Consider the following 20,572-nt stretch of genomic DNA (forward strand, 5'->3'; position numbering starts at 1 on the left):
CCGGCAGCCGCCGGTGCGCGCGGGGCGGAGTTCGCCCGCGCGGGCGCGCGTTTGCGCTTGCCCGCGCCGGCCGGCTGCTCCGCTTTCGCGGAGCGCACGGCCTTCGTCACCCCTGCGCGCGCCGCCACGCTCAGGCCGCCCGCGTTTCGAGCACTTCCACCGCCGGCAGCTTCTTCCCCTCGAGGAACTCGAGGAAGGCGCCGCCGCCCGTCGAGATGTAGCTGACCTGGTCATGGATGCCGTACTTCGCGATGGCCGCGAGCGTGTCGCCGCCGCCCGCGATCGAGAACGCGGACGATTTGGCGATCGCGTCGGCGAGCGTCTTGGTACCGTTGCCGAACTGGTCGAACTCGAACACGCCGACCGGGCCGTTCCACACGATCGTGCCGGCCTTCTCGAGCTGGCTCGCGAGCGCCTTGGCCGTATCGGGGCCGATGTCGAGGATCATGTCGTCCGCTTCGATGTCGGCGACCTGCTTCACCGTGGCCGCGGCCGTCGGCGAGAATTCCTTGGCCGTCACGACGTCGGTCGGGATCGGCACCGATGCGCCGCGCTCGCGCGCTTCGTCGATGATCGCCTTCGCTTCGGCGACGAGGTCGGCTTCCGCGAGCGACTTGCCGATCGACAGTCCGGCCGCGAGCATGAACGTGTTGGCGATGCCGCCGCCGACGATCAGCTGGTCGACCTTGCCGGCCAGCGACTTCAGGATGGTCAGCTTGGTCGACACCTTCGAACCCGCGACGATCGCCACCAGCGGGCGTGCCGGGTTGCCGAGCGCCTTGCCGAGCGCGTCGAGTTCGGCGGCCAGCAGCGGGCCCGCGCACGCGACCGGCGCGTACTTCGCGATCCCGTGGGTGGTCGCTTCCGCGCGGTGCGCGGTGCCGAACGCGTCGTTCACGTACACGTCGCAGAGCTTCGCCATCTTCTGCGCGAGCTCGTCCGAATTCTTCTTCTCGCCCTTGTTGACGCGGCAGTTCTCGAGCAGCACGACCTGGCCCGGCGCGACGTTCACGCCGTTCTCGACCCAGTTCGAGACGAGCGGCACGTCACGGCCGAGCAGCTCGGCGAGGCGCTTCGCGACCGGCGCAAGCGAATCTTCCGGCTTGAATTCGCCTTCGGTCGGGCGGCCCAGGTGCGACGTGACCATCACGGCCGCGCCGGCGTCGAGCGCGGCCTGGATGGCCGGCACGGACGCGCGCACGCGCGTGTCTTCGGTGATGTTGCCCTGGTCGTCCTGCGGGACGTTCAGGTCGGCGCGGATGAACACCCGCTTGCCGGCGAGCTGGCCGGCGGCGATCAGGTCGGTAAGACGCTTGACTTGGCTCATGTTGGACAAATTGAAGTAGTGGATGGGGAAAGGGGGTTCACGCGGGGCGTGCGCGGGCTGCCGCGAAAGGGCGCCGGATGCGGCCGTGGCTGGCGGTTCGCATGACGCGCACGGGTAAAAAATCTCGAACGGGCATTCTAGCCGATCCACCCGGCAGACTGACCCGCGGGCGGCGAATTCCGCCTATTTGGGATCGCACGCGGCAACGGACACATTGCTGCAACGCAGCAATGCAGGTGCGCGGGCGGGCGGCGCCCGGCGGACCGCAGCGGCAGCCCATCAGAAGATCAGGCGCAGTGCGGTGAACACGAGCATCCCGACGACGATCGTGCCGAGCATGCTGCGCCGCCACAGGAACCAGCCAAGACCGGCGAGCGCCGCGTAAAACGGATGGTTGGACAGCGCGAACGACAGCCCGGCCGGCGTTTCGAGCACATCGGGCAGCACGACGGCGACCAGCGCGGCGGCCGGCGCATAGCGCAGCGCGCGCTGCGCCCGTTCGGGCAGCACGGTGCGTTCGCCGCCGATCAGGAACAGCGCGCGCGTAACGGCCGTGACGATCGTCATCCCGATGATGACGATCCAGATCTCCGTCGCGCTCATTCGATTTCCTTTTCGTGCACGGTTTCGGTGCGGATGCGCCGCCAGTCGGCCCGCTCGACGAAGAAGTCGGCCGTGCAGCCGGCCGCGAGCGCGGCGAGCACCGCGAGCGGCAGCGCGAGCCGGTACGGCAGGTCGAATGCGACGAGCGATACGACGCCGGCGACCGCGACGGCCGCAAGCGTCGAGCGGTTCGCGACGGCCGACACCATGATCGGGATCAAAGCAAGCGTGCCGGCCAGCTCCAGCCCCCAGCTCGCGGGGAAGAAGCTCGCAAGCAGGATGCCGGCGAGCGACGACACCTGCCACGACACCCAGCTCGCGAGCGCCATCCCCCAGAAATACGCTTCCTTGCCCGGCACGTGGCCGTACCCGAAACCTTGTTTCTGGAACAGCAGGTAGATGACGTCGCCGTTGAAATAGCCGATCGCAAGGCGCCGCCACAGCGGCAGGTAGGAAAAATGGGGGGCAAGCCCGGCGCTGAAGATCACGAAGCGCGTGTTGACCATCGCGGCCGTGAGCAGGATGGTCCAGATCGGCAGCTTCGCCGCGAGGAGCGGCAGCACCGCCAGTTGCGACGAACCCGCGTAGACGAAGATCGACATCGCGCTCGCCTGCCCGAGCGTCATGACCGACTTGCTCATCGCGATGCCGGTGACGAGCCCCCAGGAGAGGATCGCCATCAATGTCGGGGAATAGTCGCGCGCGCCCTGGATCAGCGCGAAGCGGTCGGTGGCGGACAATCGAGCGAGCATGGGAAAGCGGGCCGCGGCGGGCGGTTCGTCGGGCCGCCGGCGCCTCCTGCCGGTACGACCCGTCGTTATTGGAATCGGTACCGGGCGATTATAGCGCCGGCCCCGCGCCGACCGACCGGATCGCCTTCAAATGACGCTAAAATAAGCGTCTTTCCGGCTCAACGCTGCATACAACCCGCTGTACCACTGCTTCCCAGGAGAATCCTATGTCAATGGCCGACCGCGACGGCAAGATCTGGATGGACGGCAAGCTGATCGACTGGCGCGACGCCAAGATCCACGTCCTGACCCACACGCTGCACTACGGCATGGGTGTCTTCGAGGGCGTGCGCGCGTACAAGTCGGCCGACGGCAGCACCGCGATCTTCCGCCTGTACGAGCACACGAAACGTCTGCTGAATTCGGCGAAGATCTTCCAGATGGACGTGCCGTTCGACCGGGAGACGCTCGAAGCCGCGCAGCTCGAAGTCGTGCGCGAGAACAAGCTCGAGTCGTGCTACCTGCGCCCGATCATCTGGGTCGGCTCGGAAAAGCTCGGCGTGGCCGCGAAGGGCAACACGATCCACGTCGCGATCGCCGCATGGCCGTGGGGCGCGTACCTCGGCGAGGAAGGCCTCGCGAAGGGCATCCGCGTGAAGACGTCGTCGTTCACGCGCCACCACGTGAACGTATCGATGGTGCGCGCGAAGGCGTCGGGCTGGTACGTGAACTCGATCCTGGCGAACCAGGAAGCAACGGCCGACGGCTACGACGAAGCGCTGCTGCTCGACGTCGACGGCTACGTGTCGGAAGGCTCCGGCGAGAACTTCTTCCTCGTGAACAACGGCAAGCTGTACACGCCCGACCTGTCGTCGTGCCTCGACGGCATCACGCGCGACACGGTCATCACGCTCGCGAAGGACGCCGGCATCGAGGTCATCGAGAAGCGCATCACGCGCGACGAGGTCTACACGGCCGACGAAGCGTTCTTCACCGGCACGGCCGCTGAAGTCACGCCGATCCGTGAGCTCGACAACCGTACGATCGGCAGCGGCGCGCGCGGCCCCGTCACGGAAAAGCTCCAGTCGGCGTTTTTCGATATCGTGTCGGGCAAGAACGCGAAGTACGCGCACTGGCTGACGAAGGTCTGAGCGCGCCGCGCCACCGACCGCCCCACAAAAGAGTGATAAGAGAAAGTCTCATGAGTGAAATCAAGGAAATGCCGCTGGTCGAGCTGACGGCGAAGGATCTTCCCGCGTACTGCCCGAACCCGGCCATGGCGCGCTGGAGCGCGCATCCGCGCGTCTTCATCGACGTCTCGCACGGCGAAGCACGCTGCCCGTACTGCGGCACGCGCTACAAGCTGCGCGACGGCGAGGTCGTCAAGGGCCACTGAGCTCCGGCGGCCGGGCTTGCAGGCCCGCCGACCCGCAAAGGCGGCGCAGCCGGATCCCCGGCGCGCCGCCCTTCTCCATTCTGGCAACCCGAACGCGGCGCCTGGGCGCCGTGCTTCATTACGACATCGGAAGTCGACCTGATGCGTCGAGCGCTGGTTATCGCACCGAACTGGATCGGTGACGCATTGATGGCGCAGCCACTTTTTGCGCTGCTGAAGAAACTCCATCCCCGCATCGCGATCGATGCCGTCGCGCCCTCGTGGGTCGCGCCCGTGCTCGAGCGGATGCCCGAGATCCACGATGTCTACGCGACCGATCTCGCGCACGGCAAGCTGCAGCTGCTGCGCCGCTGGCAGCTCGCGAGCGACCTGCGCGACGTCGGTTACGACGCGACGTACGTGCTGCCGAACTCGCTGAAATCTGCGGTGATCCCGTGGCTCGCGAACATCCCGCTGCGGATCGGCTACACGGGCGAGCACCGCTACGGGCTGCTCAACGTGCGGCACGCGAACCCGACCAAATCGGGCGAGCGGCCGCCGATGACGACCCACTACGCGGCGCTCGCGTACGCGCCGGGCGCCAAGCTGCCCGAGTCGATGAAGACGCTGCCCGCGCCGCGCCTCGACGCCGACCTGAACGAGACGGCGCGCGTGTCCGCGCGTTTCAATCTCGATACGCGCAAGCCGCTCGTCGTGTTCTGCCCCGGCGCGGAATACGGCCCGGCCAAGCGCTGGCCGCCCGAACACTTCGCGTCGCTCGCCACCATCGTCCACCAGTCGTTCCCGTACACGCAGATCGTCGCGCTCGGTTCGCAGAAGGACGCCGCGGCCGCGCAGGCGATCGCCGACCACGCGCCGAACGTGCGCAACCTGTGCGGGCAGACATCGCTGTCGGAGGCATGCGCGCTGATCGCGCGCGCGAACGCGGTGGTCACCAACGATTCGGGGCTGATGCACGTCGCCGCCGCGCTGCGCCGGCCGCTCGTCGCGCTGTACGGCTCGACGGATCCGCGCCACACCCCTCCGCTGTCGGACCTGGCGAAGGTACAATGGCTTCATCTCGAATGCAGTCCCTGCTTCGAACGCGAGTGCCCGCTCGGCCACCTGAAGTGCCTGCGCGAACTCGGTCCCGAGCAGGTATTCGGCGATTTGCGCGGCATGCTCGTCGGGCAGCGCTGACCCTGGCCGGCAGCGTCGCACGACGCGCCGGGCAATCCGATTCACCGGTGTACGGCGGCTCCATCCGGGCCGCCGTGCTGAATACGGCGCGCGACGCGCGCGAGAGATAACCCCGATGCCACGTTTTGCCCGCCTCTTCGAAGCCGCCGCCGATACGCTGAATGCCTACTACCAGGCCGTCGCCGATGCCAATCTCGACGCGCTGCTGGGATTGTGGATCGACGAGGATTTCGCCAGCTGCGTATGGGCGGACGGCGAGCATCTGCATGGCCTCGACCAGATCCGCAGCGGGCTCGCCAACCGGCTCGCCACGCGCCCCGTGACGATCGAGCCGCTCGACATCCGCGTATACGACAGTCTCGGCACCGTCGTCTACACGATCGCCGAGGCGCATCAGCAGGCCGACCTGACGGCCGAACCCGACATGGTTTTCGCCACGTACGTGATGATTCACGAACGCGGCGAGTGGCGCATCGCGCATATTCACGCGAGCCCGATTCCCGAACAGGCGGCCGGACAATTCGCCGCGAAGATCCGTCACGGGCAGGGTCCGCTGCACTGACGAAGAAAGAAGCAACGCATTTGCGGGGCGATCATGAGTACGGCTTCTCCGCCCACCTCGCCGCTGACCGGGGCTCCGGCCCCCGACGACGATTCATCGCGCTATCGCGCACCGCGCTGGCTGCCGAACAGCCATGCCCAGACCATCGTGCCCGCGCTGTTCGCACGGCGTCCGGTCGTCGCTTACCGACGAGAGCGATGGGAAACCCCCGACCACGATTTCATCGATCTCGACTGGGTCGCGCATCTCGACAGCGCGGCGCCACCGCCTGACGCGCCGCTGTTCGTGCTGTTCCACGGCCTCGAAGGCAGCTCCGGCTCGCACTACGCGCTCGCGATGATGGCCGCCGCGCGCGCGAAGGGCTGGCACGCGGTCGTGCCGCACTTCCGCAGTTGCAGCGGCGAGATCAACCGCCAGCCGCGCTTCTACCATCTCGCCGACAGCGCCGAAGTCGACTGGATCCTGCGCCGGCTCGCCGCGCAGCATCGCGGGCCGCTGGTTGCGGCCGGCGTGTCGCTCGGCGGCAACGTGCTGCTGCGCTGGCTCGGCGAGCATCGCAGCGACACGTCGATCCTGCGGGCGGCCGCCGCGATCTCGACTCCGATCGACGTGCACGCGGGCGGGCGCGCGCTGTCTCAGGGGTTCGCGATGGTCTACACGCGCAGCTTCCTGAAGACGCTCAAGCGCAAGGCGCTCGCGAAGCTCGACCAGTATCCGGGGTTGTTCGACCGCGAAGCGATGCTGCAGGCCGTGACGATGCGCGACTTCGACGAGATCGTGACCGCGCCGCTGCACGGTTTCGCGAACGCGGACGACTACTGGACGAAGGCGACGACACGGCCGCTGCTGCCCGCGATCGACGTGCCGACGCTAATCCTCAACGCCCGCAACGACCCGTTCCTGCCCGAGTCCGCGCTGCCGGGCCCGGCCGACGTATCGCCGGCCGTCGAGCTCGACCAGCCCGCGGACGGCGGACACGCGGGATTCATGACCGGGCCGTTCCCCGGCCGCCTCGACTGGCTGTCGGCGCGGGTGTTCGGCTATTGCTCCAAATTCGTCGACCATGGATGACATCGTCAGGCAGGCCCTCGCCAAATGGCCGAACGTGCCGCACTGTACCGGCTGGCTGCTGCTCGACCGGCGCGGCGAATGGCGGCTGCGCGACGACGCGGCCCAGGCGGCCGGCGAGCTCGGCTCGCCGATCCGGCATGCGGCGCTGAACGCGTTCATCGGCCGCAACTACGAATGCGACGCGCAGGGCCAGTGGTTCTTCCAGAACGGGCCGCAGCGCGTGTACGTCGAGCTTGCCTATACGCCGTGGGTCGTCCGGCTCGCCGAACGCGACGGGCAACTCGCGCTCACCGACCAGACCGGCACGCCGTTCGAACCGGACGAAGCATGGCTCGACGACGCGGGCGGCGTGCTGTTTCGCGCGGCCGGCACGGCGCCGCGCATCGCGGCGCTGCACGATCACGATCTGGGGCTGTTCGCCGATCACGCGGATTTCGATGCCGCACCGCCGGTGCTGCGCTGGCGCGACGGCCGCATGCTGCCGCTCGGCAGCATCGTCTGCGCGGACGTGCCTGCGCGGTTCGGCTACGTCGCCAGCCCGGCGCAACAGGCTCGCGACGCGGCCGGCGCCAGCACCTGACCTGCAGCGGCTTCGCCCCCGCCTGGCGCGCGCCGGACGCTACCCGCGGCCGTTCTTCTCGTCTTCGCGCTCTTCCTTGTAGCGCGCCTCGAATTCCAGCAGCCGCGCGCCGATCATCGACTGCTCGTAGAACGAGACGTCCTTCGCGTCGCGCGCTTCCTTCAGCTGGCGAATCGCCGACGGCCATGCGCCGTCGAGCGCAAGCTTCTCCGCGAGCGCGCGGCGCCGCGCCAGCACGTCGCCCTTGCCGTCGCTCGCCTTCGCGAGATAGTCCCACCAGTCCGGCTGCTCGGGGTCGGCCTTCGCCTGCGCGCGTGCCTGCGCCTGCGCGTCGGCGAAACGGCGCGCCGCGATCAGTGCCTGGAGATGCACGACGATCGCCGCGTGCGACGCCGGCCAGCGCCGCTGCGCGAGCGCCGCGAGCCGCACCGCCTCGTCGGCCCGCCCCGCACGGCGCGCGAGGTCGGCAGCCAGCACATCGAGGCTCGGCGAACTCATCGCCGGATCGTCCTCGCGCCGCTCACGCGCGTCGAACGCCGTGCGTGCCGACGCGAGCGCCTTGCCGGCCGCGTCGTACTCGCCGAGCTGCGCATTCGCGAGCGCGATGCCGTACCAGTTCGCCGCGACGTTCGGCGCCGTGCGATCGTCGATCTCGGACTGCATCCGGCGCACTTCGGCCGCGATGTCGGTCGGCGCGCGGTTCTGCAGGACCCGCAACCGCGCGCGCACGAACCCGTATTCGGGCGACTGGCGCGGCTGCCGGTACGGCGCGCGGCGCGCGCGATCCTCCATGTCGGCGATCCGTTCGCCGGTCAGCGGGTGCGTGCGCGCATACGCCGGCACGCCCGCATCGCCCATCGACGCGCGGTCGAGCCGCTCGAAGAAGCCCGGCATCCCGTACGGGTCATAGCCCGCGCCTGCGAGCAACTGGAAGCCGACCCGATCGGCCTCGCGCTCGGCCGAGCGCGAGAAGCGCAGCTGGTTGTCCACCGCGTACGCCTGCCCGCCCACCGCGATCGCGCTGCCGAGGTCGCCGCTTCTCGCGAGCACGCCGGCCAGCACGCCGAGCAGCATCGTCGCGAGCGCCGTATAGCCGGTCTTCTCGTTCGCGCCGATCATCCGCGCGATGTGCCGCTGCAGCACGTGCCCCATCTCGTGACCGACCACCGACGCGAGTTCCGACTCCGTCTGCGTCGTGACGACGAGCCCGCTGTTGATCCCGATGAAGCCGCCCGGCATCGAGAACGCGTTGATCTGCGGATCGCGCACCGGGAACAGGTCGAAGTCCGGCGTGTAGCCGCCGATGAAGCGCGCGGCCGCCGCGGCCGCGAGCCGCGCCGCCATCGCATTCAGGTAGTCGCGCACGAGCCAGTCGTCGAGATAGTCGGGATCGCGCCGCACTTCGCGCATCACCCGCTCGCCGAGCCGGCGCTCGGCCTGCGGCGTCAGTGAACCGCCGGAGCCGTCGCCGAGGTCGGGCAACTCGAGCGCGCGCAGCGGCGCGCGCAGGCTCGCGGCCGGTGCCGATGCACCGCCCGCACCGGAGAACCGGCTCTCCGCGCCGCCGTACGTACCGAACACGCCGGCCGCGATGCCGGACGGCACGGTGGAAATCGACCGGGCGCCGCCGGCCGCCGATTCGAGCGGCGGTGCGGACGCACGCTGCGCATGGCCGCTCGGCGGCAAGGCGAGCGCCGCCGACAGCGACACGGCAAGCAACTGTTTGACACGCATGGCAGGATGAAAGCGACGCCGCCCCGCGCCGGGCGCGCATCGCGGCGTTTGGTCTGAATATTCGGGTCATTGTACCGGCGCCGCGGTGACTGTCCCGTGCCACGCCGGTGCCATCTGCGCTCCGGCAACGCGAACGCCGCTGCTATGATAAGCGCCCGTTGAAACGTAGCATCGGGTCGGGAGCCGGGATCGGATTCAGCGCCCTGCCCGATCGCGAAGCAGGATCGAGGAACGTGCTCGTGCGAGCACGCCGTTCCACTGGAGCATGACATGTCAGGACTCACCCATTTCGACGCCGCCGGCCATGCGCACATGGTCGACGTCGGCGGCAAGCAGGAAACCCAACGCATCGCGATCGCGCGCGGCACGATCCGGATGCTGCCGGCCACGTTCGCGCTGATCCGCGACGGCAAGGCCAAGAAAGGTGACGTGCTCGGCGTCGCACGCATCGCGGCCATCCAGGGCGCCAAGCGCACGTCCGACCTCATTCCGCTGTGTCACCCGCTCGCGCTGACGCGCGTGGCCGTCGATTTCGAACTCGACGACACGCTGCCGGGCGTCCACTGCGTCGCGCAGGTCGAAACGTTCGGACGAACCGGCGTCGAGATGGAAGCGCTGACCGCCGTGCAGGTCGGGCTGCTGACCGTCTACGACATGTGCAAGGCCGTCGATCGCGGGATGGTGATCACCGACGTGAGCGTGCGCGAGAAACGCGGCGGGAAGTCCGGGGACTGGAAGGCGGAAGACGTCGCGGGTTGACCGCCGGCGGCAACAGCAGCCATTCACGGGGCATCGTCGGCCGTAGCGATGCCCCGTTCGAACGATAAGAAACCAGAAGAACACATTACCGATGAAGAACCGCACGCTGAAATACGCCGCGCCGCTGCTGTGCGCGCTCTCGCTGCTGCCGGCCGCCGCTTCGGCCGCCGGCACCTGCCCCGCCGCCGACACTGCCGCGCGCGCGGCCATCGACGCGCAGCACCGCGTACAGCAGGTCCGCAATCCGCCGAGCGACGGCGCCGGCGTCGACATTTCGCCGCCGCTGCGCGACGCGCTGCGTGCGTACAAGCAGGCGCTCGCCGGCGCGATCGATGCGCGGCTCGCATGCAGTGACGAACAGGTCGACCCGGCCGCGCTGAAACGAACGCTCGCAGCCGCGCTCGGCGTGCCGGCACGGCCGGTCCAGCCGAAAGACGGCGAATCGGCGTTCGGCCGCAATCCGGACGTCGACGTCGAACGCGGCGGCACGGCCCGCACGTTGCTCTTCGTGCGCGCCGGCTTCGACATCGCATGCGGCGACGACAACCTGCTGACCGCTTACGCATGGGAAAACGGCGGCTGGCGGCGCGTGCTGCGCTGGCAGGCCGACGACTACAAGGACATCGGCGGCGCGTACGGCGGCGGCTTCTGGTTCTCGGCGCTGCCCGGCGGGCAGGTTGCGGTCGTCCACGGCACGCCGTGGTGCGCGTCGCGCTGGAGCCAGTTCGCCGCGGACGTGGTCGCACCGGCCAACGGCCCGGCCGCGCAGCACGTGCTGTTCCATGCCGAGAACAGCTACGTGCTCGACGAAAACCCGATCCGGTTCAAGGTGCGCCCCGACGGCTTCGAGGTGCGTGCGACGGTCGGCTCGATGGACAGCGAAGTGATGACGCGGCCCGGCGTCTTCCGTTATCGCGTCGACGGCGGCACCGTGCAGCGCGTACAACCTGTCGCGCTCAACGGCCGCGATTTCGTCGACGAATGGCTGAATGTGGACGATACGCAGGCGCGCGAATGGAGCGAACCCGTCGCCGCGGCTGCCGCGCTGAAAGGTCGGCAGGCGTTCGACAAGGCCCGCAAGGCGCCCGGTACCGGGTTCGAGTACGGCCCGGTGCGTGGCTGCTCGGACAGCAAGGACCGCTTTCAGGTCGAACTCGACCTGACGGGCAACACCGGGGAAACGGTTGCGCGGCACTATGCGCAGATTCGCCAGGAGCGCAACGGGTTCACGCTGCTCGGGCTGAGCACGGCGGCCGAGCCGGCTTGCCGCGGCGCGAACCTGATGCCGCGGCACTGAACGCCGGGCACGCGCGGCCCGACGGCCGCGTGCATCGACCTTCGGCGGCCATGCACAGCGACGCGGCTGGCAGGAAACGAAACCGGACGGCAACCCGCACGCAGGCCGCGCCGCCCACGCGTCACTGGCCGCGCTGCGGCTCGAACACGAACGGTTGTGTCAGCAGGAACGGATTCGCGGTCGCGCCCGTCTGCACGCAGGTCGCGTGCGTCATCGCGTCGACGGCCGCGCGATCGGCCGCCGCATTGCGGCTGCTCGTGGTCACGGTGACGTTCTGCGCTTCGCCGGACGTCGTCATCAGCGCGCGCACGAGCACGGTCGCCGGGCGCGTGAGCGGCTTCGCGGTATCCGGATAGACGGCACGCGGAATGTGGCAGGTCAGCTTGCTTTCCTGCGACGACGACAGCATCGCGCAGCCGGAAAACAGCATCGCGACGGCGGGCAGGATCAGGTAGGTCGAGCGAATGGCCATGGTCGAATATCGTTCTTCAGCACTGTTCCGGACGAACGCGCCGCGCACCGGGAAACATCGCCCGACCGCATCGCATGCGTCACACTGCGCCGCGGCCATCGGACCGGCGCCCCGTTACGGCCGCGCGGCCGATCGATGCTCGGCCGCGATCCTGCTTGACGGACTTCCCGGTTGGCCCGGTGTTGCCGGTGTTCGCGCCAGCCCCTGCCTCGCACGGGCCGGCACGCGAGCGCTTTCGCGCATTGTGCACGTGCCGCCCGGCGAGCGGCGGCGATTTGACAATGGTTGACGCGAATCGCCGCGCCTTCAGCCGGAATCCGCGCAATCCACGAGGTAATCGATACGCGGTCGATTCGCCCGGTTCAAGCCGGGCGGTTCCGCCCCGCGCGCACCGCTGCTTCCTCACGGCGCGGCACCTGCCGGAATTCCCCGTTCCGGCAGGCGCTGCGCGTATCAATCCGAATCGTCGTCGTCCTCGTCGTCGGCCGCATCGGCCGGAACTTCGCCGTATTTCGCGACGACCGCCGCCTTGAACGGCTTCAGTGCAGGCTGCTGATCGCACAGCTTGTACAGCGCCGCCAGTTGTTGCGGCCAGTCCTTCAACTCCTTCGCAAACACATGCAGGCGCGCGACGGTGTCGAGCGCGTCGGCTTCGCGGCCGGCCAGCGCCTGCAGCGCCGCATAGCGGCGCAGCACCGTCTCGCCGGGCAGAAGCGCGATCGCGCGCTCATGCGCGGCGAGCTTGGCCGGCAGGTCGTCCGCCGAAATCGGGAGCAGCGTAGCCGCGCCGTATTCGCCCCAGGCGCCGAACAGCAACGACGGCGCATCGCGGTACTGCGCGGCCGGATTGCTGCCGTAATACAGCACCTCCGCGCGCTGGTAGTCGCGCAGCACGGGCACCGCCGCCAACACGCCGCCGACCGACAGCACCGCGAACAGCCCGAAGGCTGCGCGCCCCGGCAGGATACGCAGCGGCTTTACTTCGAGCAGTCCGATCACGAACATCGCCGGCAACAGGAAGAACATGTACTGCTGCGGATACTCGACCAGCGCATGCATCAGCAGGATGCCGATCAGCGCGAAGCCGAACACGCGCATGCTCGACTGCGGCGCGCGCACCGCACGCACGAACCACGTCACGAGCGCGACGACGAGCACGCCCAGGCCGACGAGGCCGGACTTCGCGAGCAGGTCGATGAAGATGTCGTGCGAGTTGTTCGCGATCTCGACACCGCCGAGCGAACGCACCAGCGCGAACTGGTGTGACGGGAACTCGCCCCAGCCGACGCCGAGCAGCGGATGCTCGCGGAACATCGCGAGCCCGTACTTCCACAGCGCGAGGCGCGGCGCGATCTGCCCCGCGTCACGCATCCGGTCGGCCGCGGATTCCGCGAGACCCAGGTGGTAGTGCACGTTGGCCCAGCGTACCGCCACGTTCACCGCGATGAACGCCACCGCAAGCACGACCGGGATTGCCCATGCGCGCGCATTGCCCGGCGCGCGGCGCGATTCGAGCCACGCCATCCAGAAGCCCGCGACGACCATCACCGCGACCTGCAGCCACGGCCCGCGCGACACCGTCAGCGCAAGACCGACCGACAGCACGATCGACAGCGCGAACCACGCCCATACCGCGAGCCGGCGCGTCTGCACGAGATACAGCGCGCCCGCGAGCGCGAACGCAATGTAGCTGGCCAGGTGGTTCGCTTGCGCCATGTTGCCGTACGGGCGGCGATCGACCGCGACGTTGTACATCACGACGAACGGCGACAGCGCCGACTCGAGGTGGAACAACTGCACGATCTGGGTGCCGACCGCGAACACGCCGCCGACGAGCAGCGCACCGGCCATCATCCGTGACACGGCTTCGGCCAGCCCGTCGCGCGCAAGCGCATAGCCGGCCTGCATCGCGACCAGCGCGGCGGCAAGATAGCCGACCGCAAGCCAGTTCATCGACGGCACCTTGAGCGGGATCAGCGCGACCTGCGCGATGAGCACCACGGCGAACCCGAGCGGCGCGACGAACGCGGCCGGCGCGGCAAACGGCTCGGCCGGGCGACCCGTGCTCGCGAGCAGCACGACGGACACCCCCACCAGCAGATACAGCACCAGTGCGGAAAACTCGGAATAGAAAGTCGGGATCGGATACGTGTGATTCGTGATCGCGTACGGCACGATCAGGGCGACAGCCAGCGCAACGAGCGGCAACGAACGGGAAAAAGTAGAAGGCATGAGCGAACCGGATGTCAGCAACCGGCGCACTATACAAAACTTTCCCCCCTCTGTGCGGGGCCTTCGCGCCGCGACCCGCCGCAGGGCGGCCACCCCGGCCGACTGAAGTGGCCGCCGGCATGCGGCCCTCGCCGCCCTGCTGCGCCGCCGGTACTACGCGCGGCACTCCGCCGGTGCATATTTCGCCGGCAGTGTAGCGGCGTCGCCCGGCAACGGCCCGGCCCCCGGCGCCGGCAGCGACGACGCATCCTTGCCGGCGGCGAAGCACTCCCACGCGATCGCACCGGCCTGCATTGCGCCCTTTTTGAGCGGCACGCGCGCGGTGGGCGCGTCGGCCTTGTCGGGCGCGGATGGCACAAGCACCAGCGTATTGGCGCCGCCTGCGGCGACGCGCGTCGTGAAAGCGACCGTGATCTGGCCGGTCTCGCCGTCGATCGCGACGGATTCGACGTTGCGGGTCGCGGCCGGCGGGCTATAGCCGCCGTCGAGGCTCGCGCCGCTCGCGGCGTTGTCGGCGACGGCCAGCCGCGCGGACGACGCAAGCGCGAGCCCCTCGCCGACGCGCGAGCGCGCAAGGTAATCCTGGTACGCGGGAATCGCATAGGCGGCGATCACGCCGACGATCGCCAGCACGATCATCAGTTCGATCAGCGTGAAGCCGGCCGGCCGCCAGCGCGGCGACGACCGGTTCGCGCGCCGCAGATCGGCGGCAACGCGACGGAACAGGGAAACGGAAAAGGCTTCGAACATGGCAGGCTCCGGAAACGAAAAACGCCTGCCGGTAAAGGCAGGCGTCTCGATCGTAGCCAGCGGGCCGTGAATCCGGCAGTCGGCCGGATGGCCAGCGTCAGTGCACGCGCGGTGCGCCGCTGCGCCGCCTGAGCGCGTAACCGATCGCCACGACGAACAGCGCGCCCGCGATGCTCGCACCGTAGAGCACCTGCGGCGTATCGAGCACCGGCCAGCGATCGCCGACCGGGTCGTTCACGATCAGCCCGCCCGCGATCCAGCCGAGCAGCCCGGCGCCGAGCGCCACGACGATCGGGAAACGGTCGAGCAGCTTCAGCACCAGCGTGCTGCCCCACACGATGATCGGCACGCTGACGACGAGCCCGAAGATCACGAGCGGGATCCGGTGCGACGGGTCGGCCTGCTCGGCCGCGCCGGCGATCGCGATCACGTTGTCGAGGCTCATCACCGCATCGGCGATCACGATCGTCTTCACGGCGTCCCACAGCCGGCTGGCCGGCTTGATGTCGTCGTGCGCGTCGGCGGCCGGCGCCATCAGCTTGATGCCGATCCACAGCAGCAACAACCCGCCGCCGAGCTTCAGGAACGGCACGTCGAGTAACGCGACCGCGAACGTGATCAGCGCGACACGCAGCAGGATCGCCCCCGCGGTGCCCCAGATGACGCCGCGCAGTCGCTGGTTTGCCGGCAGGTTGCGGCAGGCGAGCGCGATCACGACCGCGTTGTCGCCGCCGAGCAGGATGTCGATGATGATGATCTGGAGAACGGCGCCCCAGTGCAGCGACGTCAGGAATTCGAGCATGGGGGTGATGTGCAGGACAGTGGCGGCCTGGCAGGCGGCCTGGTTCATCGCCGGCACATGCACGACGCATGTCCGGTGGGTGCTTACGAATTCATTGCGCGAGCATAACAAAAAACGCCGGCAAAGCCGGCGTTTTCTGCAGGACGAACCCAGGGGGAAATATTACAGCGCCTTCTTCAGCAGACGGCCCATTTCCGACGGGTTGCGCGTGACGGTGATACCGCACGCTTCCATGATTTCCAGCTTCGCTTCGGCGGTATCCGCACCGCCCGAGATCAGCGCGCCGGCGTGGCCCATGCGCTTGCCCGGAGGCGCCGTGACGCCAGCGATGAAGCCGACGACCGGCTTCTTCATGTTGTCCTTGATCCACTCTGCCGCGTTGGCTTCGTCCGGACCACCGATTTCGCCGATCATCACGACCGCATCCGTATCCGGATCGTCGTTGAACATCTTCATCACGTCGATGTGCTTCAGACCGTTGATCGGGTCGCCGCCGATACCGACTGCCGACGACTGGCCGAGGCCCAGTGCCGTCAGCTGCGCAACGGCTTCATACGTCAGCGTGCCCGAACGCGACACGACGCCGATGCGGCCCTTGCGGTGGATGTGACCCGGCATGATGCCGATCTTCAGTTCGTCCGGCGTGATCGTGCCCGGGCAGTTCGGCCCGAGCAGCAGCGTCTTGCGGCCTTCGCGACGCATGCGGTCCTTCACTTCGATCATGTCACGGACGGGGATGCCTTCCGTGATGCAGATCGCGAGATCCAGATCGGCTTCGACCGCTTCCCAGATCGCAGCAGCTGCGCCTGCCGGCGGAACGTAGATGACCGACACGGTCGCGCCGGTTTCTGCCTTCGCTTCCTTGACGCTCGCGTAGATCGGAATGCCTTCGAAATCTTCGCCGGCCTTCTTCGGGTTCACGCCCGCGACGAATGCTTCGCGGCCGTTTGCGTATTCACGGCAGGCGCGCGTATGGAACTGACCGGTTTTGCCGGTAATGCCCTGCGTGATGACCTTCGTGTCCTTGTTGATCAGAATCGACATGTATTTTGACCTCTGTTCGATTGGCGTCGCGTGCGAACCGCGCCGCCATGCGTGTTCATTAGCGCGCGCTTACTTGCCTGCGGCAGCCGCGACGACCTTCTGCGCAGCTTCTTCCATGCTGTCCGCCGAGATGATCGGCAGGCCCGAATCGGCCAGCATCTTCTTGCCGAGGTCCTCGTTCGTGCCCTTCATGCGCACGACGAGCGGCACGTTCAGGTTCACGGCCTTCGAACCGGCGATCACGCCTTCCGCGATCACGTCGCAGCGCATGATGCCGCCGAAGATGTTCACGAGGATCGCCTTCAGGTCCGGGTTCTTCAGCATCAGCTTGAACGCTTCCGTGACCTTCTCGGTCGTCGCGCCACCGCCGACGTCCAGGAAGTTCGCCGGCTCGCCGCCGAACAGCTTGATGGTGTCCATCGTTGCCATCGCGAGGCCTGCGCCGTTCACGAGACAGCCGATGTTGCCGTCGAGCGAGATGTACGCGAGGTCGAACTTCGACGCTTCGATTTCAGCCGGATCTTCTTCGTCCAGATCGCGGTACGCGACGATTTCCGGGTGACGGAACAGCGCGTTCGAGTCGAAGTTGAACTTCGCGTCGAGTGCGATGACCTTGCCGTCGCCGGCGACGTTCAGCGGGTTGATTTCAGCCAGCGATGCGTCGGTTTCCCAGAATGCCTTGTACAGGCCTTGCAGGATGGCGCGCGCTTGCGGGATCGAAGCAGCCGGCACGCCGATCTTCGCGGCGAGGTCGTCAGCTTGCGCGTCGAGCAGGCCCGTCGACGGCTCGACGATGACCTTGTGGATCAGTTCCGGGTGCTTTTCGGCGACTTCTTCGATGTCCATGCCGCCTTCGCTCGAACCCATCAGAACGATCTTTTGCGTCACGCGATCGACGACGAGGCTGACATACAGTTCCTGCTTGATGTCGGCGCCTTCCTCGACCATCAGACGGTTGACCTTCTGGCCTTCCGGACCGGTCTGGTGCGTGACGAGCTGCATGCCGAGGATCTGGTTCGCGTATTCGCGGACCTGCTCGATCGACTTCGCCACCTTCACGCCGCCGCCCTTGCCACGGCCACCCGCGTGAATCTGAGCCTTCACGACCCATACCGGGCCGCCGAGCTCTTCTGCCACCTTGACGGCCTCGTCAACCGAGAACGCCGGCTTGCCGCGCGGTACCGCGACTCCGAATTTCCGCAGGATTTCCTTACCCTGGTACTCGTGAATCTTCATGCGTGATTCCCTTCAGTCTGAGAGTTGGATGAAAAGTCGCTTTAGACGCTTCTTCGAATGATTTCCGTTCATTCCTTCGTGCTGCCATCACCGGGCAGATCCGGCCGAATCGGGCCATACCACCGCGGGTAGTACTGCCGCACGACCTCGCCGTCGAACCGCAACGCCCGGCAGCGGCCAAGCTGGAAAGGCGGTTCGGCGTGTGCGTCGTCATGATCCGGCTCTTCGCCGCCCTCCTCGCGCACGTTCCATACATCACCGGCAAACGCCTGGATCGCTGCCGTCGGCAGCACGGCGCACAGTTCGGTGAGATGGGAACAGCCTGCGACGCCGGCGAGCAGCCGGTTCGCGTTGCGGCGGAAATTGCGGAAGAGATTGAGCCCGATGAGGGCCCGATAGGCAGGAGGGGCGGATTGACAGTGACCGGGATAGGGAACCCATTCCGAAGACGCTTCCGCGTCGACGATATTGAGGTCACGATCGATAGTCACGCGCAGCCAGAGTTCGTGGATCGGCAGGCCCTGGGGCCGGATGCCCGACGCAAGCGCGACATCGCGCGGCTTGTGGTCGGTCAGGCAGGCTTCGATGTCCCACAAGCCGTCGCCGCGCTCGTAAGCTTCCGCTCGGATTGCGCGTCGATGTCGCAACTGACGGGGCACGGGCTCGGATAGCGGCATGCTGGAGGTTGAGGCCGAAGAGGAAAACCCACGGATTTTAGCATATTGGGTATTTGAGACACTTTGACGCGACGGCGGGTATTCCCGCCTGTCCGGAAGTCGTTGCGTTGCAGCAAAATCGCGCGCCACGCGCGCGATCGGCTCAGTCAGTCGTCGATCGGGAAATCGTCGCCGACCTTCAGCAACTTCACGATGGTCGCGCTCGAGAAGCCGCGCGCGGCGAGAAAGCGCGCCTGCTTCGCGCGCTCGGCCGGCGTTTGCGGCAGTGCACCGAATTTCTTGCGCCAGACCGCCTGCGCACGCGCCCATTCGGTCTCGCGAAGCTGGGCGTTCACCTCCTCGACGAGCGTGTCGCCAACCGCATGCCGCTTCAGCTCGCTGACGATGCGTGCGACGCCGACACGCGACGCGCGGCGATGCACGAGACTCTCGGCAAAGCGCGCATTGGACAGCCAGCCTTCCTGTTCCAGCGCATCGAGCACGGGTTCGACGGATTCGTCTTCGCCAACGTAGGGAGCGAGCTTGCGCGCGAGTTCCGCACGGCTGTATTCACGCCTGGACAGATAGCCGAGCGCACGTCCCTTCAAGGATCGCGGCGGCTTCGACGACTTGCGCTCACCGGCGGCGGCGTCACCGGAAGACGTGCCGGCAGAAGTGCCCGACGCTCGACGCGTGCGGCGCGGATGCTGGCTGCTGCGCGTGTAGACATCTTCCCTGGCCGGCGCCGACGCATCGGCTGCGCGATCGCCCGGGAAACTGACACCGGACACGCGACGACGGGAGCGGTCGTGCGAGTCGAACGATTCATCGTCGTCGAACGGATCGTCCGGTGCGGTTATCTCAAACGAAACGAGGGCATCGTCGGATGCCCTCGTCGCGGTGCGGTTCGCGGCATGGCTGCCCGCGCCCCGCTGATCGGCGCCCGAGGATCCGGCTCGCCGGCCGGGGCGACCCGCCGTTTCGGGCGTGTCGCACTCCTCCGGCTTGCCAGCCTGACCTCGGCGCCCGACCATCACTCTTCTTCGTCCATCGCCTCGGCTTCGTTGTGGCCTGCACCATCCGGCATGGCAACAACGCCGAGCGATTCGCGAATGCGGTTCTCGATCTCGCGTGCGATTTCCGGATTCTCGCGCAGGAATTCACGCGCGTTGTCCTTGCCCTGGCCGATCTTCTCGCCGTTGTAGCTGTACCAGGCGCCGGCCTTGTCGACGATCTTCGCCTGCACGCCGAGATCGATGATCTCGCCCTGGCGCGAAATGCCTTCGCCGTACAGGATGTCGAAGATCGCTTCGCGGAACGGCGGCGACACCTTGTTCTTGACGACCTTCACGCGGGTTTCGTTGCCGATCACCTCGTCGTTCTTCTTGATCGAGCCGATCCGGCGGATGTCGAGACGCACCGACGCATAGAACTTCAGCGCATTGCCGCCCGTCGTGGTTTCCGGATTGCCGAACATCACGCCGATCTTCATCCGGATCTGGTTGATGAAGATCACGAGGCAGTTCGTACGCTTGATCGTGCCGGTCAGCTTGCGCAGCGCCTGCGACATCAGGCGGGCCTGCAGACCCGGCAGCGAATCACCCATCTCGCCTTCGATTTCGGCCTTCGGCACGAGTGCCGCGACCGAGTCGATGACGATCATGTCGATCGAGCCCGAGCGCACCAGCGCATCGGTAATTTCCAGCGCCTGCTCGCCGGTGTCCGGCTGCGAGATCAGCAGTTCCGGCACGTTCACGCCGAGCTTCGCCGCGTATTGAACGTCGAGCGCGTGCTCGGCGTCGATGAACGCGGCCGTGCCGCCAATCTTCTGCAGTTCGGCGATGACCTGCAGCGTGAGCGTGGTTTTACCGGACGATTCCGGGCCGTAGATCTCGACCACCCGGCCGCGCGGCAAGCCGCCGACGCCAAGCGCGATATCGAGACCCAGCGAACCCGTGGAGACGACCTGGATATCTTCCGCCGCCTCGCCGTCGCCCATGCGCATGATCGAGCCCTTGCCGAACTGCTTCTCGATCTGGGCAAGCGCGGCGGCCAGCGCCTTGCTCTTCTCGGCGGTCATCCCGGAGCCCTTCTTGCTATCTTCCATGAATCGTCCTTTGCTATGATGAGCAGCGTCTGTT

General features: G+C 67.6%; 21 protein-coding genes. 8 read left to right on the forward strand and 13 right to left on the reverse strand.

Annotated features, from left to right (window positions below; genetic code table 11):
• Positions 1-130: 130 nt before the first annotated feature.
• From HAV18_RS30125 to HAV18_RS30135, 3 genes are all read right to left on the reverse strand, one after another.
• The gene (locus HAV18_RS30125) at positions 131-1,327 is read right to left on the reverse strand and encodes a phosphoglycerate kinase (RefSeq protein ID WP_166963408.1); all 1,197 of its coding nucleotides are present in this window, start codon (positions 1,325-1,327) and stop codon (positions 131-133) included.
• Between the two features lie 279 nt (positions 1,328-1,606).
• On the reverse strand, positions 1,607-1,930 hold the full coding sequence (locus tag HAV18_RS30130; protein ID WP_059523415.1) for an AzlD domain-containing protein: 324 nt from the start codon (positions 1,928-1,930) through the stop codon (positions 1,607-1,609).
• The gene (locus HAV18_RS30135) at positions 1,927-2,682 is read right to left on the reverse strand and encodes an AzlC family ABC transporter permease (protein WP_166963410.1); all 756 of its coding nucleotides are present in this window, start codon (positions 2,680-2,682) and stop codon (positions 1,927-1,929) included. Before HAV18_RS30135 ends, HAV18_RS30130 begins: the two co-directional genes overlap by 4 nt.
• A 206-nt stretch (positions 2,683-2,888) precedes the next feature.
• Between HAV18_RS30135 and HAV18_RS30140 the strand changes: the two genes are divergently transcribed.
• The 6 genes from HAV18_RS30140 to HAV18_RS30165 all read left to right on the forward strand — a co-directional run bounded on the left by HAV18_RS30140 (position 2,889) and on the right by HAV18_RS30165 (position 7,449).
• The gene (locus HAV18_RS30140) at positions 2,889-3,812 is read left to right on the forward strand and encodes a branched-chain amino acid transaminase (RefSeq protein ID WP_011353071.1); all 924 of its coding nucleotides are present in this window, start codon (positions 2,889-2,891) and stop codon (positions 3,810-3,812) included.
• 50 nt (positions 3,813-3,862) lie between these two features.
• Positions 3,863-4,057, forward strand: coding sequence for a zinc-finger domain-containing protein (locus HAV18_RS30145; RefSeq protein ID WP_006749970.1), 195 nt, complete (start codon positions 3,863-3,865; stop codon positions 4,055-4,057).
• Between the two features lie 141 nt (positions 4,058-4,198).
• Positions 4,199-5,236, forward strand: a complete 1,038-nt coding sequence (waaF, locus tag HAV18_RS30150; RefSeq protein ID WP_166963412.1) for a lipopolysaccharide heptosyltransferase II — start codon at positions 4,199-4,201, stop codon at positions 5,234-5,236.
• A gap of 115 nt (positions 5,237-5,351) precedes the next feature.
• Positions 5,352-5,798, forward strand: a complete 447-nt coding sequence (locus HAV18_RS30155) for a nuclear transport factor 2 family protein (protein ID WP_006749968.1) — start codon at positions 5,352-5,354, stop codon at positions 5,796-5,798.
• A 33-nt stretch (positions 5,799-5,831) separates the two neighbouring features.
• Positions 5,832-6,869 (forward strand): hydrolase, encoded by a 1,038-nt coding sequence (locus HAV18_RS30160; RefSeq protein WP_166963414.1) that lies wholly within the window; start codon positions 5,832-5,834, stop codon positions 6,867-6,869.
• On the forward strand, positions 6,862-7,449 hold the full coding sequence (locus tag HAV18_RS30165; protein ID WP_166963416.1) for a DUF2946 family protein: 588 nt from the start codon (positions 6,862-6,864) through the stop codon (positions 7,447-7,449). Before HAV18_RS30160 ends, HAV18_RS30165 begins: the two co-directional genes overlap by 8 nt.
• Positions 7,450-7,488: 39 nt before the next feature.
• Here HAV18_RS30165 and HAV18_RS30170 read toward each other — a convergent pair whose 3' ends face one another.
• A complete protein-coding gene (locus HAV18_RS30170) occupies positions 7,489-9,183 on the reverse strand; it encodes a M48 family metalloprotease (protein WP_166963418.1) in 1,695 nt (564 codons plus the stop codon).
• 270 nt (positions 9,184-9,453) lie between these two features.
• Here HAV18_RS30170 and moaC point away from each other — a divergent pair, with 270 nt between their 5' ends.
• Positions 9,454-9,942, forward strand: coding sequence for a cyclic pyranopterin monophosphate synthase MoaC (gene moaC, locus HAV18_RS30175; RefSeq protein ID WP_166963420.1), 489 nt, complete (start codon positions 9,454-9,456; stop codon positions 9,940-9,942).
• 91 nt (positions 9,943-10,033) lie between these two features.
• Entirely contained in the window at positions 10,034-11,239 is a 1,206-nt protein-coding gene (locus tag HAV18_RS30180) for a hypothetical protein (RefSeq protein WP_166963422.1), read from the forward strand.
• Between the two features lie 121 nt (positions 11,240-11,360).
• Here the strand turns inward: HAV18_RS30180 and HAV18_RS30185 are convergent, their stop codons facing one another.
• From HAV18_RS30185 to recA, 9 genes are all read right to left on the reverse strand, one after another.
• Complete coding sequence (locus HAV18_RS30185) at positions 11,361-11,711, reverse strand: TonB family protein (RefSeq protein ID WP_089426248.1); 351 nt, start codon at positions 11,709-11,711, stop codon at positions 11,361-11,363.
• Between the two features lie 453 nt (positions 11,712-12,164).
• The gene (locus HAV18_RS30190; RefSeq protein ID WP_166963424.1) at positions 12,165-13,943 is read right to left on the reverse strand and encodes a Wzy polymerase domain-containing protein; all 1,779 of its coding nucleotides are present in this window, start codon (positions 13,941-13,943) and stop codon (positions 12,165-12,167) included.
• Positions 13,944-14,096: 153 nt separating this feature from the next.
• Positions 14,097-14,693, reverse strand: coding sequence for a pilin (locus tag HAV18_RS30195; RefSeq protein ID WP_166963426.1), 597 nt, complete (start codon positions 14,691-14,693; stop codon positions 14,097-14,099).
• Positions 14,694-14,790: 97 nt separating this feature from the next.
• Positions 14,791-15,495: a TerC family protein gene (locus tag HAV18_RS30200; RefSeq protein WP_166963652.1), complete on the reverse strand. Its 705-nt coding sequence runs from the start codon at positions 15,493-15,495 to the stop codon at positions 14,791-14,793.
• Between the two features lie 162 nt (positions 15,496-15,657).
• Positions 15,658-16,539, reverse strand: a complete 882-nt coding sequence (sucD, locus tag HAV18_RS30205; RefSeq protein ID WP_006477916.1) for a succinate--CoA ligase subunit alpha — start codon at positions 16,537-16,539, stop codon at positions 15,658-15,660.
• Positions 16,540-16,608: 69 nt separating this feature from the next.
• Positions 16,609-17,775 (reverse strand): ADP-forming succinate--CoA ligase subunit beta, encoded by a 1,167-nt coding sequence (gene sucC / locus HAV18_RS30210; protein ID WP_014896152.1) that lies wholly within the window; start codon positions 17,773-17,775, stop codon positions 16,609-16,611.
• Positions 17,776-17,843: 68 nt separating this feature from the next.
• Positions 17,844-18,452, reverse strand: coding sequence for a DUF2889 domain-containing protein (locus HAV18_RS30215; protein ID WP_166963428.1), 609 nt, complete (start codon positions 18,450-18,452; stop codon positions 17,844-17,846).
• 146 nt (positions 18,453-18,598) lie between these two features.
• On the reverse strand, positions 18,599-19,465 hold the full coding sequence (gene recX, locus HAV18_RS30220; protein WP_166963430.1) for a recombination regulator RecX: 867 nt from the start codon (positions 19,463-19,465) through the stop codon (positions 18,599-18,601).
• Positions 19,465-20,538, reverse strand: a complete 1,074-nt coding sequence (gene recA, locus HAV18_RS30225) for a recombinase RecA (RefSeq protein ID WP_166963432.1) — start codon at positions 20,536-20,538, stop codon at positions 19,465-19,467. The genes recX and recA overlap by 1 nt, the downstream gene beginning before the upstream one ends.
• Between the last annotated feature and the right edge of the window lie 34 nt (positions 20,539-20,572).

The sequence above is a fragment of the Burkholderia sp. D-99 genome (assembly GCF_011605345.1).
In the GTDB taxonomy this organism is placed as follows: domain Bacteria; phylum Pseudomonadota; class Gammaproteobacteria; order Burkholderiales; family Burkholderiaceae; genus Burkholderia.

What these genes read in the sequence shown, in the direction of transcription:
- HAV18_RS30130 (WP_059523415.1), bottom strand. Translation starts at nt 1,930, where the DNA reads ATGAGCGCGACGGAGATCTGGATCGTCATCATCGGGATGACGATCGTC.
- HAV18_RS30215 (WP_166963428.1), bottom strand. Translation starts at nt 18,452, where the DNA reads ATGCCGCTATCCGAGCCCGTGCCCCGTCAGTTGCGACATCGACGCGCA.
- HAV18_RS30170 (WP_166963418.1), bottom strand. Translation starts at nt 9,183, where the DNA reads ATGCGTGTCAAACAGTTGCTTGCCGTGTCGCTGTCGGCGGCGCTCGCC.
- waaF (WP_166963412.1), top strand. Translation starts at nt 4,199, where the DNA reads ATGCGTCGAGCGCTGGTTATCGCACCGAACTGGATCGGTGACGCATTG.
- moaC (WP_166963420.1), top strand. Translation starts at nt 9,454, where the DNA reads ATGTCAGGACTCACCCATTTCGACGCCGCCGGCCATGCGCACATGGTC.
- HAV18_RS30125 (WP_166963408.1), bottom strand. Translation starts at nt 1,327, where the DNA reads ATGAGCCAAGTCAAGCGTCTTACCGACCTGATCGCCGCCGGCCAGCTC.
- HAV18_RS30160 (WP_166963414.1), top strand. Translation starts at nt 5,832, where the DNA reads ATGAGTACGGCTTCTCCGCCCACCTCGCCGCTGACCGGGGCTCCGGCC.
- HAV18_RS30145 (WP_006749970.1), top strand. Translation starts at nt 3,863, where the DNA reads ATGAGTGAAATCAAGGAAATGCCGCTGGTCGAGCTGACGGCGAAGGAT.
- sucD (WP_006477916.1), bottom strand. Translation starts at nt 16,539, where the DNA reads ATGTCGATTCTGATCAACAAGGACACGAAGGTCATCACGCAGGGCATT.
- sucC (WP_014896152.1), bottom strand. Translation starts at nt 17,775, where the DNA reads ATGAAGATTCACGAGTACCAGGGTAAGGAAATCCTGCGGAAATTCGGA.
- HAV18_RS30140 (WP_011353071.1), top strand. Translation starts at nt 2,889, where the DNA reads ATGTCAATGGCCGACCGCGACGGCAAGATCTGGATGGACGGCAAGCTG.
- recX (WP_166963430.1), bottom strand. Translation starts at nt 19,465, where the DNA reads ATGGTCGGGCGCCGAGGTCAGGCTGGCAAGCCGGAGGAGTGCGACACG.
- HAV18_RS30200 (WP_166963652.1), bottom strand. Translation starts at nt 15,495, where the DNA reads ATGCTCGAATTCCTGACGTCGCTGCACTGGGGCGCCGTTCTCCAGATC.
- HAV18_RS30165 (WP_166963416.1), top strand. Translation starts at nt 6,862, where the DNA reads ATGGATGACATCGTCAGGCAGGCCCTCGCCAAATGGCCGAACGTGCCG.
- HAV18_RS30185 (WP_089426248.1), bottom strand. Translation starts at nt 11,711, where the DNA reads ATGGCCATTCGCTCGACCTACCTGATCCTGCCCGCCGTCGCGATGCTG.
- recA (WP_166963432.1), bottom strand. Translation starts at nt 20,538, where the DNA reads ATGGAAGATAGCAAGAAGGGCTCCGGGATGACCGCCGAGAAGAGCAAG.
- HAV18_RS30190 (WP_166963424.1), bottom strand. Translation starts at nt 13,943, where the DNA reads ATGCCTTCTACTTTTTCCCGTTCGTTGCCGCTCGTTGCGCTGGCTGTC.
- HAV18_RS30135 (WP_166963410.1), bottom strand. Translation starts at nt 2,682, where the DNA reads ATGCTCGCTCGATTGTCCGCCACCGACCGCTTCGCGCTGATCCAGGGC.
- HAV18_RS30155 (WP_006749968.1), top strand. Translation starts at nt 5,352, where the DNA reads ATGCCACGTTTTGCCCGCCTCTTCGAAGCCGCCGCCGATACGCTGAAT.
- HAV18_RS30195 (WP_166963426.1), bottom strand. Translation starts at nt 14,693, where the DNA reads ATGTTCGAAGCCTTTTCCGTTTCCCTGTTCCGTCGCGTTGCCGCCGAT.
- HAV18_RS30180 (WP_166963422.1), top strand. Translation starts at nt 10,034, where the DNA reads ATGAAGAACCGCACGCTGAAATACGCCGCGCCGCTGCTGTGCGCGCTC.